At 63.7% G+C, this 18,714-nt stretch carries 10 protein-coding genes; 1 reads left to right on the forward strand and 9 read right to left on the reverse strand.

Translation table 11 applies throughout. The features are described from left to right. Nucleotides 1-121: 121 nt before the first annotated feature. From mdoH to pip, 4 genes are all read right to left on the reverse strand, one after another. Nucleotides 122-2,695: a glucans biosynthesis glucosyltransferase MdoH gene (gene mdoH, locus HU766_RS01990; protein ID WP_186652884.1), complete on the reverse strand. Its 2,574-nt coding sequence runs from the start codon at nt 2,693-2,695 to the stop codon at nt 122-124. Next, the gene (locus HU766_RS01995; protein ID WP_309475604.1) at nt 2,688-4,412 is read right to left on the reverse strand and encodes a glucan biosynthesis protein G; all 1,725 of its coding nucleotides are present in this window, start codon (nt 4,410-4,412) and stop codon (nt 2,688-2,690) included. The genes mdoH and HU766_RS01995 overlap by 8 nt, the downstream gene beginning before the upstream one ends. A 263-nt stretch (nt 4,413-4,675) precedes the next feature. Further along, the gene (gene dtd / locus HU766_RS02000; RefSeq protein WP_186652886.1) at nt 4,676-5,113 is read right to left on the reverse strand and encodes a D-aminoacyl-tRNA deacylase; all 438 of its coding nucleotides are present in this window, start codon (nt 5,111-5,113) and stop codon (nt 4,676-4,678) included. Next, on the reverse strand, nt 5,110-6,081 hold the full coding sequence (gene pip / locus HU766_RS02005; RefSeq protein ID WP_033701946.1) for a prolyl aminopeptidase: 972 nt from the start codon (nt 6,079-6,081) through the stop codon (nt 5,110-5,112). Before pip ends, dtd begins: the two co-directional genes overlap by 4 nt. Before the next feature lie 147 nt (nt 6,082-6,228). Here pip and HU766_RS02010 point away from each other — a divergent pair, with 147 nt between their 5' ends. Next, nucleotides 6,229-11,802, forward strand: a complete 5,574-nt coding sequence (locus HU766_RS02010) for a DUF6543 domain-containing protein (protein ID WP_186652887.1) — start codon at nt 6,229-6,231, stop codon at nt 11,800-11,802. Nucleotides 11,803-11,849: 47 nt separating this feature from the next. Here HU766_RS02010 and hutG read toward each other — a convergent pair whose 3' ends face one another. From hutG to hutU, 5 genes are all read right to left on the reverse strand, one after another. Beyond that, nucleotides 11,850-12,653 (reverse strand): N-formylglutamate deformylase, encoded by an 804-nt coding sequence (gene hutG / locus HU766_RS02015; protein WP_033701947.1) that lies wholly within the window; start codon nt 12,651-12,653, stop codon nt 11,850-11,852. Nucleotides 12,654-12,663: 10 nt separating this feature from the next. Continuing rightward, nucleotides 12,664-13,869 carry an imidazolonepropionase gene (gene hutI, locus HU766_RS02020; protein ID WP_186652888.1) on the reverse strand — a complete coding sequence of 402 codons (1,206 nt, stop codon included), beginning with the start codon at nt 13,867-13,869 and terminating at the stop codon, nt 12,664-12,666. Between the two features lie 15 nt (nt 13,870-13,884). Beyond that, a complete protein-coding gene (locus HU766_RS02025) occupies nt 13,885-15,288 on the reverse strand; it encodes an amino acid permease (protein ID WP_186652890.1) in 1,404 nt (467 codons plus the stop codon). Nucleotides 15,289-15,434: 146 nt separating this feature from the next. After that, nucleotides 15,435-16,967 carry a histidine ammonia-lyase gene (hutH, locus tag HU766_RS02030; protein ID WP_033701951.1) on the reverse strand — a complete coding sequence of 511 codons (1,533 nt, stop codon included), beginning with the start codon at nt 16,965-16,967 and terminating at the stop codon, nt 15,435-15,437. 69 nt (nt 16,968-17,036) lie between these two features. Next, nucleotides 17,037-18,710, reverse strand: a complete 1,674-nt coding sequence (gene hutU / locus HU766_RS02035; protein ID WP_033701952.1) for a urocanate hydratase — start codon at nt 18,708-18,710, stop codon at nt 17,037-17,039. Nucleotides 18,711-18,714: the final 4 nt, after the last annotated feature.

Here is an 18,714-nt window from a genome sequence, read left to right on the forward strand (position 1 = left end):
AAAATCGATTGCATGGCCGGTCTGAAGCTTCGCGGGGCAAGCCCGCTCCCACAGGGACAGCACAGCATTGAAGCACTGTGAAGTCGCAGTGGGAGCGGGCTTGCCCCGCGAATGCTATGGATCAGGCGCCGACGAGTGCCGGCTGGCCTTCATTCTCAGGATGCAACGGCAACAACGGCGAATGCGGGTCGTTGTTGATCGAAGCACGCCACACATCGATCCAGGCAGCGTTGTGCTCGGCCCAGACCCGATCATGCAGGCGCGCCAAGGCGACCGGGTCGCTCAGCAAGGCCAGGCGGGTATTCAGGTCCAGCCCTTGCGGCCCAACGTCCAGCGCCTTGGCCACACGCTCGGCACGCAGCGCTTCGATCGCAGCAGCCTGGCCGTGGCGAGCCGTCGCCATGGCGCAAGCCAGGGCATTCTGCCGCGGGTCGACCACTGCCCGCACAAAACCGTCGTGCAGGGCATGCCAACGGTTCTCGTGGGTGTACTGGTCAGTTGCCAGCAGCTCCTGCGGCGTTGCGTATTCCTCAGGGATCAGGAACAGCTTCTCGTCCTTGGCCGCCAGGCCCAGGCGGGTACGGCTGGAGATCACCGACACCGGGATCGACAGCACCAGCGAACCCACGATCGGCGCCAACCACCACAGGAAGCTCGGGTTCAGCCAGGCCACCAGCGCTGCCCAGGCAAAGCCCAGCAGGGTCTGCGGGCCATGGCGGCGAACGGCCTCGCTCCACGGCGTGGAGTCGTCGTCACGCTGCGGCGAGTTCCAGGTCGCGGCCCAGCCGAGGAACGCGGCCAGCACGAAGCGGGTGTGGAAGATCATCCGGACCGGCGCCAGCAGCATGGAGAACAGCATCTCCATCAGCATCGACAGGGTGACTTTGACACGCCCGCCAAACTCGGTGGCACCCTTGGCCCAGATCAGGATGATGCTCAGCAGCTTGGGCAGGAACAGCAGCACGATGGTGGTGGAGAACAGCGCAACGGCTTTTTCCGGGTGCCACTGAGGCCACAGCGGGTAAAGCTGGTACGGTTCGATGAAGTATTGCGGCTCCATCAGCGTGTTGGTCGCCAGCAGCGCGGTCGACAGCACCAGGAAGAAGAACCACAACGGCGCCGACAGGTACGACATCACGCCGGTGAGGAACACCGCACGGTGCACCGGGTGCATGCCCTTGACCAGGAACAGGCGGAAGTTCATCAGGTTGCCGTGGCACCAGCGGCGGTCACGCTTGAGCTCGTCGAGCAGGTTCGGCGGCAACTCTTCGTAACTACCCGGCAGGTCATAGGCGATCCACACGCCCCAGCCGGCACGGCGCATCAGCGCGGCTTCGACGAAGTCGTGGGAGAGGATGGCACCGGCGAAGGCGCCCTTGCCCGGCAACGGCGCCAGGGCGCAGTGCTCGATGAACGGCTTCATGCGGATGATCGCGTTGTGGCCCCAGTAGTGCGACTCGCCCAGCTGCCAGAAGTGCAGGCCGGCGGTGAACAGCGGGCCGTACACACGGGTGGCGAACTGCTGCATGCGCGCATACAGGGTGTCCATGCCCGACGCCTTGGGCGCGGTCTGGATGATGCCGGCGTCCGGGTTGGCCTCCATCAGGCGCACCAGGCTGCTCAGGCACTCGCCGCTCATGACGCTGTCAGCGTCGAGCACGACCATGTACTTGTACTCGCCGCCCCAGCGACGGCAGAAGTCGTCGAGGTTGCCGCTCTTGCGCTTCACCCGACGCCGACGGCGGCGGTAGAAGATGTGGCCGAAGCCCTTGGTTTCGCGGCACACGTCCAGCCAGGCCTGTTGCTCGGCGACGGCAATGTCGGTGTCGTTGGTGTCGCTGAGCACGAAGAAGTCGAAACGGTCGAGGTTGCCGCTGGCGGCTACCGATTCGAACGTTGCCCTCAGGCCTGCGAACACCCGCGGCACATCTTCGTTGCAGATGGGCATGACCAGCGCGGTACGGGCCTCGGGCGCGATCGGCTCACTGCCGGCACTGCTGCCGGAAATGCGGTACTTGTCGCGCCCGGTGAGCAGCTCAAGGAAACCCATCAGCGCCGTCCAGAAGCCCGCCGACACCCAACAGAACAGGATGCCGAAGAGAATCAGGATGGAGGTCTGCAGGGCATACGGCCACACCTGCACGACGGTTTCCCACAGCGACTGGTTGACGATCTCGTCGAGGTCGACGAACGACCAGCCCTGATACGGCAGGATGCCCTTCATGTACCAGCCGGCGACGATGGTCTGGCCGATCATCAGGGTCAGCAGGATATAGCGGCGGATCGAACCAACCGTGCGCCAACGGGCCTTGGGCAGCTCGCGCTGCTCTGGCTGCGGCGCGTTGGTGCGCCCGGTCATGCGCCGCCACATGCGGATCAGCACGTTGGTGCGCCATGGCTCGGGCACCACACGGGTGCGCTTGATCGGCGGTGCGATTTTCAGGCACAGCCGGCCGCTGCCGTCGACGCCGAGCATTTCGGCTTCTTCAAGCTCGGCGGCGCTGCCCACGGTCAGCCGCGGGCCCACCGAAGCCTGCACGGCCTCGGCGGCGTTGGCGGCCGGGTTGGCCGCCAGGCGTTGGTGCAGCTCACCGAACGAGGAGCAGCTGGCGAGTTCCGCACGCTGCTCATCGCTCAGTGGGAGGTGGGCCAGGTATTCGCCAAGCGATTCCGGCCTTGCGCTTGAGTTACTCATCGGCAGGCAACTGATAGCTCCAGGTCTCGGTCAGCACTTGTTCGGTGGTGGCCGGGGTCCCGTTGGTGGACGCCGCGTCGGCGGCAGGTTGTTCGGCCTTGGCGTTTTTCTCGGCCTTGGCGTGCTGGGCAGCGGCCTTGTCCTGCTTGGCGTCCTTGGTAGCAGGCTTGGCGGGTTCGACAGGCACGTCGCGAACCAGCGCAGCGCGCATTTCCGTCGATTTGTTGGCTTCCTTGACCTTCAGCCGCAGGGTCAGGCGCCAGCCCTTGCTCTCTGGGTTATAGCGCAGGTTGTTCTCGACCACCTCGGCATTGTCGCCGACGCTGATCTGGCTGCGTACTGCGGTGTCTTCCGGCAGGGCGGCCAGGTTGGCTCCAGCGAAGTCGACGATGAACGCCACGCTGCCGTCAGGCTGACGAATCAGGTTGGACTGTTTGACGTCACCGGTGGAGCGCAGGGTCTGGGTGACCGAGGCCACGTCCTGGGCCTGGAACTGGGCCTCGTTGATGGTCCAGTGCAGGCGGTAGTCGTACTCGAACGGCTTGCCAGGCTCTGGCAGGGCCTCGGGGCTCCAGAACGCCACGATGTTGTCGTTGGTCTCGTCGGCGGTCGGGATTTCAACCAGGTCGACGGTACCCTTGCCCCAGTCGCCCTTGGGCTCGATCCAGGCGCTTGGACGCTTCTGGTAGTTGTCGTCGAGGTCTTCATAGTCCTTGAAGTCGCGATGACGCTGCATCAGGCCGAAGCCACGCGGGTTCTCGACGCTGAAGTTGCTGACAGCCAGGTGTTTCGGGTTGTTCAGCGGGCGCCACAGCCACTCGCCGTTACCGGCATGGATCGACAGGCCTTCGGAATCGTGCAGGGCCGGGCGGTAGTTCATGACCTTGGACGGCTGGTTAGGGCCGAACAGGTACATGCTGGTGAGCGGTGCGATGCCCAGGCGGCTGACGTGGTCACGCAGGTAGACCCGCGACTTGACGTCGACCACGGTGTCGCTGCCCGGACGCAGGGTCAGTTTGTAGGCACCGGTGGAGCGCGGCGAGTCCAGCAGGGCATAGATCACCAGGTGCTTGTCGGCAGGCTTTGGCTTCTCGACCCAGAACTCGGTGAACCGCGGGAACTCTTCACCCGACGGCAGCGCGGTGTCGATGGCCAGGCCACGGGCCGACAGGCCATATACATGGCCCTTGCCGACCACGCGGAAGTAGCTGGCGCCAAGCAGGGTCATGATCTCGTCCTGCTTGTCGGCCTTGTTGATCGGGTAAAGCACGCGGAAACCGGCATAGCCCAGGTTCTTGGTGGTTTCCGGGTCGTGCGGCACGTCACCGAACTCGAAACGGCTCGGGTCGTACTTGATTTCCTCGACCTTGGAGGCGGTGACTTCGTTGATTTTCACCGGGGTGTCGAAATGCATGCCCTGGTGATAGAAGGACAGCTTGAAGGGGGTCTTGTCCTTGGCCCACTCGGCCTTTTCCTGCAGGAAGTGAATCTTCTGGTAGTCGGCGAACTTCATGTCGCGGAAGACTGCCGGCAGATTGCTCTTCGGTGCTTCGTACTTCTGGCCGGCCAGATCCTTTGCCTTGGCTGCAACATCGTCAAGATTGAATGCCCACAGCTGGCCCGCGCTCATCAGGCCGACCAGTGCCACGCTGGCCATCAGGGCCTTGCGTAGCCGAATGCCGGGGATTCTTGATGCTTTATGGGGACTAACAATCACGAGCAACCCTCGCCGAAAACAGATCATGAAACCAACGGCCAGCTACAAATGCCGGGTTGGCGAGCACTGTTCGGACCCCGTAAGGGCGCAATGATTCCCCAAACGGATCCAGACAATACTCGAGTCAGAGTGAAACGAACCTGCGAACGCAGGTCCATGCAGCGCGCGATTATCCAGCAGGTCGCGTGACAACGCATCAGGCTGGACTAACTATTTATCGTACAAAACCCCTTGTTTTCCGACAAACAAGGGGTTTTTTAGCCTCACATTTGTAACATAAATGTTACGGGGCCATCATTGACCAGTTGCACCTGCATGTCTGCGCCAAATTGCCCACTCGCCACATCGGCGTGCTTGCCCTTCGCCTGCTCTAAAAGATAGTCGAACAGCTCGGCACCGAGGGCCGGTGGCGCCGCCGTCGAGAAGCTCGGCCGCATGCCGTTGCGGGTATCTGCCGCCAGCGTGAACTGGGACACCAGCAACAAACCGCCGCCGACATCCTTGAGCGACAGGTTCATCTTGCCCTGCTCATCGCTGAACACCCGATAGTTAAGCAGCTTGTGCAGCAGCTTATCGGCCGATTCGCGGGAATCTTCAGGCTCGACCGCCACCAGCACCAACAGGCCATGGTCGATGGCACCGACGACCTCCCCGGCAACCTCTACCCGTGCGCCACGCACACGCTGTAGCAGCGCCCTCACGCTTCTTCCAGGGGCAGGTCGAGCAGGCGACGGGCCATCTGCTCGGCAGCGCGCACCAAGGCATCGGTGATGCCCGGCTCAGAGGCCGCGTGGCCAGCATCGCGAATGACCTTCAGCTCGCTGTTGGGCCAGGCCTGGTGCAGCGCCCAGGCGTTGTCCAGCGGGCAGATCACATCGTAGCGGCCATGCACGATCACCGCCGGCAGGTGGGCGATCTTCGGCATGTCGCGGATCAGTTGGTCCGGCTTGAGGAAGGCATTGTTCATGAAATAGTGGCATTCGATGCGGGCAATCGACAGCGCGCGCTGCGGCTCGGAGAAGCGGTCGACCACCAGCGGGTTGGGGCGCAGCGTAGCGGTGCGGCCCTCCCAGGTGGACCAGGCCTTGGCGGCGTGCATCTGGGCGATCTGGTCGTTGCCGGTCAGGCGCTTGTGGAAGGCCTTGACCAGGTCACCGCGCTCTTCAGGCGGGATCGGTGCAATGTAGTCCTGCCAGTAGTCGGGGAACAGGCGGCTGGCGCCTTCCTGGTAGAACCACTCGATCTCCTGCGGGCGGCACAGGAAGATGCCGCGCAGGATCAGGCCATGCACGCGCTCAGGGTGGGTCTGGGCGTAGGCCAGGGCCAGGGTCGACCCCCACGAACCACCAAAAAGCACCCACTTGTCGATGCCCAGGTGCTTGCGGATACGCTCCAGGTCCTCGACCAGGTGCCAGGTGGTGTTGTTCTCCAGGCTCGCGTGCGGCGTGGAGCGGCCACAGCCACGCTGGTCGAAGGTGATGATACGGTACAGGTTGGGGTCGAAGTAGCAGCGGCTCTGGGCATCGCAACCGGCACCCGGGCCACCGTGGATGAACACCACCGGCAGACCTTCAGGCGAGCCGCTTTCATCGACATACAGCACATGCGGCGCTTCCACGGCCAGATCGTGCCGGGCGTAGGGTTTGATCTGCGGGTAGAGGGTCTGCATTGCGCACTCCGTGTGAGGATTAAGTCTGCCGTTTGGCATCATAAACCTGAATTGCGCTTAGAGCATGTGTCTGTGCTCAGATCATGTTATGCACATGCCACAGGCCACGCTGGCTAGCCTCGCTGCTTTACCAAGCGAGGCTAGCCAATGACTCACCTTCCCGACGCCAGCGATGACACTTCCCATCCTCAGGCCCTGATCGAGGGTAAAATCCCAGCCTGGATGGTCAGTACCACGCCTGCCACCCATCAGCACATGCGCACAGCACTGAACACCCCTGCCCCCTGGTTTGCCAAGGCTTGCCAGGAGCAACCGGCTGATGCCCGCAAGCTGGCCAGGGAATATGAGGCCTATAGGCACGCCAGCAGCGACGCAAACGCACTGTTCAAAGCCCTTCCCGACCTGGAGACATTCGCCAGGGAACAGCTGACCTCGGCCATCGACGCGCGCTTCGGCCTGGCGCTGGATGTCACCCGGACCTACCTGTTCAACGCCGGCAAGGCCGAAGCCTATCAGGCAAGCATGGGTGCAGACCCGTTCACCGCTGCCCAGCGGGCGTTCAAGCTGGCCACCCAGAGCCTGCTGCATTGCGCCCTGCAAAATTTTGAAGCGGCCGAAGCCGAGCCTGGCGGTCTCGATGGCCAGACGTTGAAGTCCGTGGTGCTCGACAGCCATCAGTTCCTGGCGCAGCTGCCCACCGGCAAGCCGGTTCAGATAGCCCCGCAGGCTTTTGCCTCCTTAGTCCGCGAGCTGGACATCGGCGGCCAGTATCAGGCGTTGCTCGCTGCCGTCTACCAGCCGGACTCCGGGGGTGATGGCGCAGCGGTAAACGAGACGCTTGGCAAGGCTGAGCAATGCGCCTTTCGTCTCGAACTGCACAGGGCCTACCTGAGCAACATGCTCGACCTGCTACTGTATGAGGCCTTGTTGAAGCTCATCCGGGGCGACGAGGTGCACTACCTGGAAAGCCCCATGCGGTGGGCGTTCCTCAAGCTGTTCGACGTGTCGGTGACCGGCGCGCTGGTGATCGGCGTGGTGCCTTTTCCCGAGTTGTTTCTGAGCTACGACATAACTCGCCTTCCGTACAAGAACGTCCTGGTAACCTATCTGCCGGGCGCGCCAGTGCCGCTGAAAGTGCACAGCACTGTTCTTGAAGTTCAAGTGCACTTGCGCGAGCAACTGTGGGCAATGCAGATCCGCCATCTGCAGCAGGGCGTACCTGCCCGCGACAGCGCCACCTTCATGGAAAAACTACGCGACTGCCTGCAACCGGTTGATTGGAGCCGTGTGCAGCCATCCCCGACGCACCAGGGTGACCAGACCAACCGCGTACGTGACCCCGAAGCATGGGTAGCGGTGACGCTGCAGCCCTTCAACCGCTCGCTGCTCGACGAACTGGTCAGCCAGAAACGCCAACGGCGCATGGACGATGCCTCGTACCATGCCGTTTCAACGGCCCAGGAAGATCAAAAAACCACCGAAAAGCGCAGGGCCTACTTTGCCCAACTGGCATTGGGCGCTTTGAACCTCGGTGCCTTCGTCGTGCCTGGCCTGGGCCAGTTGATGCTTGGTCTGTCACTGATTCAACTCAGCTACGAGGTTTTCGAGGGCATCGAGAACTGGGCCGACGGCGATCGTGAGCAAGCGCTCGACTACCTGATGGACATCGTCGAGAACGTCGCACTCACCGCAGTGGCCGTGGCAACAGGCGCGGCCGATGGCACCCCGGCCGTCGAGAAGATACCCGTGGACATGCCCTCGTTCATCGAGGAGCTCGAGCCTGTGGTCATGCCCGATGGCGGTAGCCGTCTGTGGTTACCGGACGCCCGGCCGTTCGCCCATGACACCGTGCTGCCGGCTGGCCTGCAGGCGGATGAGTTCGGCCTGTATCACCATGATGGCAAGGCCTGGTTGGCAATCGAAGGCAACACCTACTCAGTCACGCAGGCGCCTGGCAGCACTGAATACCGCCTTGTGCACCCCAGCAAGGCACTCAGCTATGAACCACCGCTGCGCCACAACGGTGCTGGCGCCTGGCTGCTCCCCGCGGACCGGCCCGAGCAATGGCCAGAACTGCCCTTGTTCAGGCGCGCTGGCCACCTTGGCGCGCATTTCGACGATGAGACTGCACTGCGTATCCTGCGCGTAAGTGGCACGCAGGAGGATGTGCTGCGCAGGGCGCTGTGCGACAGTCAGCGCTTACCCGCGCAGTTGGAAGACACCCTGTCGCGCTTCAAGCTCTATCAGGCACTTGAGCAACGCCCTGAATTGGCTGAGCCGAACGTGCTCCACAGCGAATTCGAGAGGCACTATCGAGCGCTGCCCACGCCCCGGGTGCCCGGCGCCGAAGTGATCCAATCTCGCTACCCACAGCTTCCAGCGCCCCTCACCGAAGAGTTGTTGCGCCATGCCAGCCCCTCCGAACGGGCTGAGCTGGCCCATGGCAAAGTCCCCACCCGGCTCGCCGAAGAGGTTCGTTGCCTTGCGCAGCAGGTCAGGCTGAACCGCGCCTACGAAGGGCTCTACCTGGAGAGCGTGCGTAACTGGGACAGCGATGTACTCGTCTTGCACACCCTGGAGCAGCTCCCCGGCTGGTCAACCGAGACCCCCATCACCGTTGAGCAGCGTCAGCACTCGCCCGCCCAGGTCGCCAGCATCGGCGCCAGCGAAGTACCCGCGACCACGTTGATCATCAGCGCACGTGCGGGTTACGTGGTCATGGACAGTACCCGGCCCGACGATCTGCTTTCGGTGCACAGCTCATTACCCGGAGCGCTGTTCGAAGTATTGACTGCCGAGCAACGTGAGGCGCTGGGTGTTGAGAATGAGCAGGCGCTCAGACGCAGGGTTCAACAGGCGCCTCTGTTACCCCGCGCGGCATTGCGCAAGGTCCTCGGCATGCAGAGCGTGCGCCCGGGCTTTCGCTCGCCAATGCGCCTGGCAGATGGTCGCTTGGGTTACCCGCTGGGTGGCAATCGCCCGCGCGTTGCCAGCATCTCGAGGCAAACATTGCTCAATTCAATACGCCAGATTGGCCAATACGCCCCCATTCCTCGCCCCGCCGAACAGACCCTGGCAGCGCTGGAAAACAGAAACCTGACCCGCGCCCAGATCGATGACATGCTCAGCGTGCTGCTGGAGCAACGCAACCAGCTGCAAAGCCGCCTGGCTGACTGGCGCCAGCTGGCCGCACGGATGCCCCATCAGCCCCCGGATGACTTCGAGCGGTTGATGAACGCCATTACCCAGCACTGGTATGACCGCGCATTCCTGACGGCCAGCGATGCCGTCGGGCCGCTTCGCCTTGAACGCCTGTCCTTGGCGCAGTTTCCGCTCGAACTGCCTGAATTTTTCAGCGCCAGCGTCACGGACCTGCAACTGATAGAAACGTCACCCGAAAACTATGAAGGCTGGAACCAGCACGGCCCGCAACTGCACAGCCTGACGCGACAGTTCGCAAACCTGAGGTCGCTGGAGATCAGCCGGAACTACCGGCCTGAAGGGACGCCTTCCGCCCTGCAGTTCAGCCTGCCGATGATCGCCCAGCGTCTACCGGCGCTCGAATCGCTCAGCCTGACCAACCAGAATATCTCACTGTCCTCGACTGACATCGACAGCCTGGCAGGGCTCACTCAGCTGCGACGCCTGGACCTGAGCGGCAACCGGTTTTCCGAGCATTACCCCCCGCGCTTCAACGAGCTGACACTGGACTACCTGGGCCTGGACAACATGGCACTGGATCATTGGCCAGAGGGGGTGGGGTTCAATACCCTGACCCAGGTGCATCACATTGGCCTGCGCAACAACCACATCAGGATCCTCCCGCACTTTCTGCGGGATAACCACATCAATATTGCCGAGCACGCGCTGGTCTCGATGCAGGGCAATCCGCTCTTCGAGGATGAGGTGAGGCGCGTGATGCTGAGCGAAGATGGCCGCGCCTCTCGCTTCGAAATGGACCAGCCTGAAGACGTCAGGGCGCGCCTGGCCGCCCAATTGGCACAACGCCAACAGCTACGCGACGCCATCGACAACTATGTAAACGCCTCCAGTTCGGCCGCCCCTGTCAGCCAGGCGGTCATGGCGGCCAGGACCCGCATCGCAGCAGCACTGAACGAGTTCTGGCATAACCAGGAGATAGGGCTGACGCGCGCGGCATTGCGCCTGAACGATGTTGACCTGGAGCATTTCCCGAGACGCTTGCCTGCCTTTTTCACCGCGCAGGTACATAACCTGGCGCTTGATCGCGTCAGCGGCTCAACCGCACAGCTCGATGCATTGCTGAGCCGGTTGGCGCGGGTGACGCGCCTGACGATCGACGACTACCAGCACGCCGAGCAAACGTTGCCTTCTGCCCTTCTGCGCTTGCCTGGGTTGACCGACATTGCCCTGCGCCAGTCAGGCCTGCTGATCGACCAGCAGGTGCTCGACACCCTGGGCGGTCTGCCCAACCTCAATTCACTGGACCTCACGGGCAACCGCATGGGGACGATCACACACGCGCCGCAGGCGTTGCAAACGATTCGCCGCCTCGACCTGAACAGCATGGCCCTGGACCAGTGGCCGGCCTGGGTAGACGGACTGCTGCCCCTGGAGATGCTGGACCTGAGTGATAACCGGCTCACCGAACTGCCAGAGCACATCCTGGCCAACCTGGATAACGACTTCCCCATCAGCTCGATTCTGTTGTTCAGTAACCCACTGACGGACGAAACCGTCATGCGCGCCCGTGCCTCTTCCGACAGCCAGCGCAGCTATACCTTTGCCATCGACCTGTCCGACAGCATGAGCGAGTCATCGGGAGAGGGCGGGATGGGCGGCCACCACCACTTACCCTTCCTGGACCCAATGGCTGATGCACCCAATGTGGAAGACTGGCTGCTCGCGACGGACCTCGAAAACGAAACACTGCGGGACAGCTGGGAGACACTCCAGGGTTCAGGTGAAGCCGAGCATCTTCTGGCGCTGGTCGGTCGCCTGCGCAACGCGGCCCCGTACCAGAACGGCAAGACCCGCGTGTCATTCTGCCAACGTGTGCGCAAGGTGCTGGGCAGTGCAGTAGTCAACACGCAAGACCTTGCGTTGTTCAACCTTCAGGCCAGGGAAGCACTGGTGCAGGACAATGGCGACCAGACCTGCCACGACGGCGCGCTGCTGGTATTCCAGAACATCGAACTGTACATCGCCAACCAGCGCCTGCAGATCGATGCGGCAGATACCGAGGGTAACCTTTATCGGGAACTGCGCCGCCTGTATCGCTTGCAGGCCCTGGATGAGGTTGCCCAAAGCGAGGCGGCCAACCGGGATGAAGCGGAGGTTCGCCTCACCTACCGTCGTGAACTGAATGCCCCGCTTGAACTGGGCCTACCCAACGACACCTTGCGCTACGCGATCAATGCCAATATCGATGAGTTGGCATATGCCGAGCTGGAAGTGCAGCGTCGCGAGCTGGCGGAGGATTTCCTGAATTTTGCCGCCGCCAACCCGCGCTGGGTCCAGTACTTGCGCCAAGCCTATGCCGACCGTTTTGCAGACATCGAGCACACATACCAGACCCAGGTATCCGAACTACCGGACCAATACCCTGACAGGCCCCTCTCTTCGTTGGCAGAAGAGTTCCAGGCATTGGAGCGCAACAGGCAAACACGCGAGTTACGCCTGATTCGCGAACTCACATCGTTTGCAGACCCTGATCGCAAGCCCCGTTCATCGACCGAGTAGGCAGCCACTCGCCGGGGCGGCCACTGTGTGCAGGCCGCCCCCTGCGCTCATTTCCCGTAGCGCTGCACGCCCCAGGCCAGCACGCTTTCGAGCAAACGCCGCAGCACGGCCTGGGTCGGTTGCGCCAGGTCTTCGCGATAGGCGAACGGCTCGCTTTCTTCCATGTACGTGCTTTGCGCCAGCTCCAACTGCACCGCATGGATATGGTTGGCAGGGTTGCCATAGTGGCGGGTGATATGGCCGCCCTTGAAACGCCCGTTGAGTACATGGCTGTAAGCCGGCGCTTCGGCGCACACGCCCGCAAGCAACTGTGCCAGCTCAGGATCGCAGCTGGCGCCGTTGAAAGTCCCGAGGTTGAAATCCGGAAGCTTGCCGTCGAACAGGTGCGGGATCAGCGAGCGAATCGAGTGGGCGTCCCACAGCAACGCATAGCCGAACTGCTCACGCAGGCGGGCCAGCTCCTGGCTGATCGTGTCGTGATACGGCCGCCAGATCTGCTCCAGGTAGGTCGCGCGCTCTTCGGCAGAGGGCACCTGCCCGTCTTTGAACAAGGGCTGCCCTTCGAACAGCGTGGCCGGATACAAGCCGGTGGTTGCCCCGACGTACAACGGCTTATCGTCGTCGGGCCGGTTGAGGTCGATGACGAAACGCGAATACTCCGCCGCCACCACGCTGGCGCCCAGTTCACGGGCAAAATCGTAGAGCTGCGGGATGTGCCAGTCGGTGTCAGGCAAGCTGCGCGCCTGGTCGACCAGGCCCTCGCGCACCGCTGGGGTCAGTTGCAGGCCTGCGTGGGGCATGCTGATCAGCAGGGGCAAACGGCCCTGGTGAAAACTCAGTACCTTGTTCATTTCGCCTCGCTCAGTTGAATATCTCGTGGCCCTTGCGCACCACACGCTTGGGCAGGTCGCCACCCAGCCAGTAGGCCAGGTCGGCGGGGCGCTCGATCTGCCAGGCGACAAAGTCCGCCACCTTGCCGGCTTCCAGCGTGCCATGGCTGTCGCCAAGGCCTAGCGCCGTAGCGGCATGGGTGGTCACACCGGCCAGGGCTTCTTCCGGGGTCATGCGGAACAGCGTGCAGCCCATGTTCAGCATCAGGCGCAGCGACAACCCCGGCGAGGTGCCCGGGTTGAGGTCGCTGGCCAGGGCAATCTTCACACCGTGACGGCGCAGGGCGTCCATCGGCGGCAATTGGGTTTCGCGCAGGAAATAGAAGGCGCCCGGCAGCAGCACGGCGACCGTGCCGGCCGCGGCCATGGCAATGGCGTCTTCCTCAGTCATGAATTCCAGGTGGTCGGCCGACAATGCCTGGTAGCGCGCCGCCAGGCTCGAGCCGTGCAGCGACGACAGCTGTTCGGCGTGCAGCTTCACCGGCAGGCCCAGCTCATGCGCCTTGATGAATACCCGCTCGACCTGGGCCGGGGAGAACGCCAGGTGTTCGCAGAACGCATCCACCGCATCCACCAGCCCTTCTGCGGCCAGGGCAGGCAGCATCTCGTCGCAGATGTGCGCAATGAAGTCGTCGGCCCTGCCGGCGTACTCCGGCGGCAGGGCGTGGGCGGCCAGGCAGGTGGCGCGCACGGCAAGCGGCAACTCGTCGGCCAGGCGCCGTGCCACGCGCAGCATCTTGCGCTCGTTGGCCAGGTCCAGGCCATAGCCGGACTTGACCTCGAGGGTGGTCACGCCATCACGCATCAACGCCTGAACCCGCTGGCGGGCGCTGGCGAACAGCTCATCCTCGCTGGCCGCACGGGTGGCCCGCACGGTACTGGCGATGCCGCCGCCTTGTGCGGCGATTTCGGCATAGCTCACGCCCTGCAGGCGCTGCTCGAACTCGCCGCTGCGGTTGCCGCCAAACACCGCGTGAGTGTGGCAGTCGATCAGCCCGGGGGTGACCCAGGCGTTGCCCAGGTTCACCGTGCGCTCCGCTTCGACCGGCCGCAGCGCGCTGCGTGGGCCGATCCATTCGATCAGCCCGGCGCAGGTAACGATCGCCGCGTCCTCGATGATCGAGTAACGGCCGTCGACCATGGTTGCCACATGGCAGTGCTGCCAGAGGGTTCTCATTTGCAATCTCCTGTACTAGCGGTGCAGCTCGGCCTGCGCCTGGGCCGCTTTGCCCTGCCCTGCCCGCGGCTTGCACCACAGCAGGTAGGACGCGACCAGGAACACCACCCAGACCACACCCACCAGCAGGGCTGCCTGAGTGTCCGGGAAGTAACCGAGCACGCCAAAGATGAACACCATGAACGCGATGGCCATGGCTGGGCCATAGGGCCAGAACGGTACCGGGAACTTCAGCTGGGCGGCTTCCTCGCGGCTCATGCTGCGGCGCATGGCCACCTGGGTGAGCAGGATCATCAGCCACACCCACACGGTGGCGAAGGTGGCGATCGAGGCAATCAGCAGGAACACGTTCTCGGGGATCAGGTAGTTGAGCACCACGCCGATCAGCAGCGCCGCGCCCATCACCACCACGGTCATCCATGGCACACCGTGCCGGGACAGCTTGCTGAACCCGCGTGGCGCGTGGCCTTGCTGGGCCAGGCCGTACATCATGCGGCCTGCGCCGAAAATGTCGCTGTTGATGGCCGAAATGGCAGCGGAAATCACCACGACGTTGAGCACTGCCGCCGCCGAACCAATCCCCAGGTTGCTGAAGATCTGCACGAACGGGCTGCCTTCGCTGCCGATTTGCGGCCACGGGTACAGGCACATCAGCACGAACAGGGTCAGCACGTAGAACAGCAGGATACGCAGCGGCACGGCATTGATGGCCTTGGGAATGACCCGCTGTGGGTCCTTGGCCTCACCGGCAGTGACGCCGATGATTTCGATACCACCGAAGGCGAACATGACCACTGCGAAGGAGGCGATCAGGCCACCGACACCATTAGGCATGAAACCGCCGTGCTCGACCAGGTTGCTCAACCCGACCGCATGCCCGGTGCCGACCTGGCTGAAGCCGAAGGCCATGATGCCGAGGCCGGCAAGGATCATCGCGACGATGGCACCGACCTTGAGCAGCGACAGCCAGAACTCCATCTCGCCGAACACCTTGACGTTGCACAGGTTCAGGCCGCCGATCAGGAAGACGATGCCCAGCACCCAGACCCAGCGGGCCACTTCAGGGAACCAGAAGCCCATGTAGATACCGAAGGCCGTCACGTCGGCGATGGCGACGATGACCATCTCGAAGGCGTAGGTCCAACCGAGGATGAAGCCGGCCATGGGGCCGAGGTAGGTGGTGGCGTAGTGCCCGAAGGAGCCGGCTACCGGGTTGTGCACGGCCATCTCGCCAAGGGCGCGCATGACCATGAACACGGCGGCGCCGCCGATCAGGTAGGCCAGCAGCACTGCTGGGCCGGCCATCTGGATGGCCGAGGCAGAACCGTAGAAAAGCCCGGTACCGATAGCGGAGCCGAGCGCCATGAAACGGATGTGTCGGGCCGACAGCCCGCGCTTAAGACCTTGAGCTTGTTGCATGTCACGTCCTAATTTTGTTTTTGTGGTCGTGAGATCGAGGGGGCCGCGTTGCAGCCCTTTCACGGGTCAAGCCCGCCCCCACAGGTTCAGATCTGTGTGGGCGCGGGCTTGCCCCGCGAATGGGCCGCAAGGCGGCCCCAGAGGCATCACAGGCTAGGCAGAACCCCAGCTGGCAGCAGCCCGCTCAGGCTGCCTTTAGCCAGCAGCTCGACGGCCTTCTCGATATCCGGCGCAAAGAACCGGTCGCGGTCGTAGTGCGGCACTTCGCTGCGCAGCGCTCGGCGTGCCTGCTCCAGCTTGGCCGAGGTCTTCAGCCCCTTGCGCAGGTCCAGGCCCTGGCAGGCGCCCAGCCATTCGATGGCCAGCACGCCACGGGTGTTCTCGGCCATTTCCCACAAGCGCTTGCCAGCGGCCGGGGCCATCGACACGTGGTCTTCCTGGTTGGCCGAAGTGGGCAGGCTGTCGACGCTGTGAGGGTGCGACAGGGCCTTGTTCTCGCTGGCCAATGCGGCAGCGGTCACCTGGGCAATCATGAAGCCAGAGTTGACCCCACCGTTTTCCACCAGGAACGGCGGCAGCTGGGACATGTGCTTGTCCATCATCAGCGAGATGCGGCGCTCGCTCAGCGAGCCGATTTCGGCGATGGCCAGGGCCAGGTTGTCAGCGGCCATGGCCACCGGTTCGGCGTGGAAGTTGCCGCCTGAGATCACGTCGCCTTCGGCAGCGAACACCAGCGGGTTGTCCGACACCGCGTTGGCCTCGACGCCCAACACTTCGGCAGCCTGGCGCAACTGGGTCAGGCAGGCGCCCATGACCTGCGGCTGGCAGCGCAGCGAGTACGGGTCCTGGACCTTGTCGCAGTTCTTGTGCGACTGCGACACTTCGCTGGACTCGCCCAGCAGGTCGCGGAAGCAGGCGGCGGTGTCGATCTGGCCACGCTGGCCACGCACGGCATGCACCCGTGCATCGAACGGCGAACGCGAGCCCAGCGCCGCTTCCACGGTCAGGCCACCGCAGGCAATGGCGGCGGCGTACAGGTCTTCGGCGTAGAACAGCCCGCGCAAGGCGTAGGCCGAGGAAGCCTGGGTGCCGTTGAGCAGGGCCAGGCCCTCTTTGGCGGCCAGGGTCAGTGGCTCCAGGCCGGCAACGGCCAGCGCTTCAGTGGCCGACAGCCATTGGCCCTGGTAACGCGCCTTGCCTTCGCCGAGCAGCACCAGCGACATGTGCGCCAGCGGTGCCAGGTCGCCGGACGCACCGACCGAGCCTTTGAGCGGAATGTGTGGGTAGACTTCGGCGTTGACCAGGGCGATCAGCGCATCGATCACCTTGCGGCGAATGCCGGAGAAACCACGGCTGAGGCTGTTGATCTTGAGCACCATGATCAGCCGCACCAGGTCGTCGTCCAGCGGCGCGCCGATGCCGGCGGCGTGGGACAGCACCAGCGAACGCTGCAGGTTTTCCAGGTCATGGCTGGCAATGCGGGTCGAAGCCAGCAGGCCGAAACCGGTGTTGATGCCGTAGGCGGTACGGTCTTCGGCAAGAATCTGTTCGACGCAGGCAACGCTGTCGTTGATCGGCTGGTCGGCGCTGGCATCCAGGCGCAGGCGCACGGGTGCGGCATGGATCGCGCGCAGCTGGGCCAGGGTCAGGGTGCCAGGCTTGAGGGTCAGTTCGGTCACTTCGCTACTCCATTCTGTCGGGGCCCGCAGGCCCCTTCTTGTTGTTCAGTATCACTCAAAGTGCAGCGATCAGCCCGTGATCATTGGCAGGTCAAGGCCTTGCTCTTTGGCGCAGTCGACGGCGATGTCGTAGCCGGCGTCGGCGTGGCGCATGACACCGGTGGCCGGGTCGTTGGTCAGCACGCGGGCGATGCGCTCGGCGGCTTCATCGGTGCCGTCACAGACGATGACCATGCCCGAGTGCTGCGAGAAGCCCATGCCTACGCCGCCGCCGTGGTGCAGCGAAACCCAGGTGGCGCCGCTGGCGGTGTTGAGCAGGGCGTTGAGCAGCGGCCAGTCGGAGACAGCGTCGGAGCCGTCACGCATGGCTTCGGTTTCACGGTTGGGGCTCGATACCGAACCGGAGTCCAGGTGGTCGCGGCCGATGACGATCGGCGCCGACAGCTCGCCGCTGCGTACCATTTCGTTGAACGCCAGGCCCAGTTTGGCGCGAAGGCCAAGGCCGACCCAGCAGATACGCGCTGGCAGGCCCTGGAAGCTGATGCGCTCGCGGGCCATGTCCAGCCAGCGGTGCAGGTGGGCGTCGTCGGGGATCAGTTCCTTGACCTTGGCATCGGTCTTGTAGATGTCGTCGGCTTCACCAGACAGCGCGGCCCAGCGGAACGGACCCACGCCGCGGCAGAACAGCGGGCGGATATAGGCCGGCACGAAGCCAGGGAAGTCGAAGGCGTTGGCCACGCCCTCTTCCTTGGCCATTTGGCGAATGTTGTTGCCGTAGTCGAAGGTCGGGATGCCTTGCTTCTGGAAGTCGAGCATGGCTTGCACGTGCACGGCCATGGACTGCTTGGCGGCCTTGACCACGGCAGCCGGTTCGGTCTGCGCACGGTCGCGGTACTGCTCCCAGGTCCAGCCGGCCGGCAGGTAGCCGTTAAGGGGGTCGTGGGCGCTGGTCTGGTCGGTGACCATGTCTGGGCGCACGCCACGTTTGACCAGCTCCGGCAGCACTTCAGCGGCGTTGCCGTGCAGGGCGATGGAGATGGCCTTGCCTTCGGCGGTGTACTTGGCGATGCGCGCCAGGGCGTCGTCGAGGTCGGTGGCCTGCTCGTCGACATAGCGGGTTTCGAGACGGAAATCGATGCGGCTCTGCTGGCATTCGATGTTCAGCGAGCAGGCACCGGCCAGGGTCGCGGCCAGTGGCTGGGCACCGCCCATGCCGCCCAGGCCTGCGGTCAGTACCCACTTGCCTTTGAGGCTGCCACCGTAGTGCTGGCGGCCGGCCTCGACGAAGGTTTCATAGGTGCCCTGGACGATGCCCTGGCTACCGATGTAGATCCAGCTGCCGGCGGTCATCTGGCCGTACATGGCCAGGCCCTTGGCATCCAGTTCGTTGAAGTGTTCCCAGTTGGCCCAGTGCGGCACCAGGTTGGAGTTGGCGATCAGCACGCGCGGGGCGTTGCTGTGGGTCTTGAACACGCCGACCGGCTTGCCCGACTGCACCAGCAGGGTTTCGTCGTCTTCCAGGCGGGTCAGGGTCTCGACGATCTTGTCGTAGCAGGCCCAGTTGCGGGCGGCCCGGCCGATACCACCGTAGACCACCAGCTCCTTGGGGTTTTCCGCGACCTGCGGATCGAGGTTGTTCATCAGCATGCGCAGCGGCGCTTCAGTCAGCCAGCTTTTGGCGGTCAGCTTGTTGCCACGTGGGGCACGGATTTCAACGTCACGGTATTTGTTGTTGTCGGTCACGGGA

Source organism: Pseudomonas sp. SWRI77, assembly GCF_014269105.1.
Taxonomy (GTDB): Bacteria; Pseudomonadota; Gammaproteobacteria; order Pseudomonadales; family Pseudomonadaceae; genus Aquipseudomonas; species Aquipseudomonas capeferrum.